Consider the following 1,270-nt stretch of genomic DNA (forward strand, 5'->3'; position numbering starts at 1 on the left):
TGCTGTGACCCCCATTCTTCATCCACCCGAAGCCGGAGCCCGGCGGTCAGATTGGCGCGGGTGCGCCGGTGGTGCAATGGGCGATCCGCGCAGCGTTTTCGGCGCGCGGAGCGGATCGCCCATTGCGGTGAGTTTGGCGGCATAAGCCGCTGGGGACATGTAGCCGAGCGCGGAATGCGGCCGGCACGAGTTGTAGTCGGCGACCCACCGGCCGGTGGCATCGCGAGCATGGTCGAGACTGACGAACAGGGTTTCGTTTAGGAATTCATCACGCATCCGGCCGTTGAATGCTTCGCAGATTCCGTTTTGCATCGGCTTTCCCGGAACGATGAAATGCCAGGAGATGCCGGTTTTCTGCGTCCATTCGAGCATGGCGTTCGAGGTGAACTCAGTGCCGTGGTCGCTGACGATGAGTTGGGGAGGGCCGCGCCGGTCTATGAGACCGGACAGTTCTCGCGCCACTCTGCGCCCGCCGATGGACGTATCGACGACGGCCGCCAGGCATTCCTTGGTCACGTCGTCGATCACGTTCAGGATGCGCAAGCGCCGGCCTGAGACGAGCTGGTCATGCACGAAGTCGACCGACCAGCGGGCATTGGGCACCGCTTCCACGAGGATCGGTGCCCGCGTGCCAGAGGCTTTCTTGCGGCCTCGCCTGCGCTTCACCGACAGTCCTTCTTCGCGGTAGATCCGCTGGGTCTGCTTGCGGTTCACCACGAGCCGTTCCTGGCGCAGCAGGACGTGCAACCGCCGATAGCCGAACCGCCGGCGTTCCCCGGCAAGCTCGCGCATCCGCTCCCGGAGCGCGGCATCGTCCCGCCGCCGGGCGCAATACCGGATCATCGATCGATCAGCGCCAATGAGGTGACACGCCCGCCGCTCGCTCATCTCGTGACGTTCCATGAGACAAGCGATCGCAAGCCGCTTCGCGGCGGGCGTCACCACTTTCGGCCGAGCAAATCCTTCAGCGCAGTGTTATCGAGCATCGCATCCGCATAGAGCCGCTTGAGCTTGGCATTCTCTTCCTCAAGCGCCTTCAGCCGCTTCACGTCGGACACGTCCATGCCGCCATATCGGCTCTTCCAGGAATAGAAAGTCGCGCTGCTGACCCCGTGCCTGCGGCAAACATCGGCCGTCTTGGCCCCAGCTTCCTGTTCCCGCAGGATCGCGATGATCTGCTCTTCGCTGAACTTCGATCTCTTCATCTTCCGGTCCTCTCGTTTGGGCCGGACTCTATCATCAGATGGAGGGAAAACCGGGGGTCACAGCA

The 1,270-nt window shown here is 63.1% G+C and carries 1 protein-coding gene; it reads right to left on the bottom strand.

The window, feature by feature from the left end; translation table 11 throughout:
• Positions 1–18 precede the first annotated feature (18 nt).
• Positions 19–1,205 (bottom strand): IS3 family transposase gene (locus ACXYMW_RS19705; RefSeq protein ID WP_459037033.1). Its coding sequence is split into 2 segments (ribosomal slippage): positions 19–950 and positions 950–1,205, totalling 1,188 coding nucleotides; the frame shifts between segments, so codons are not numbered across the junction.
• Positions 1,206–1,270 lie beyond the last annotated feature (65 nt).

The organism is Roseivivax sp. CAU 1761 (assembly GCF_054482755.1).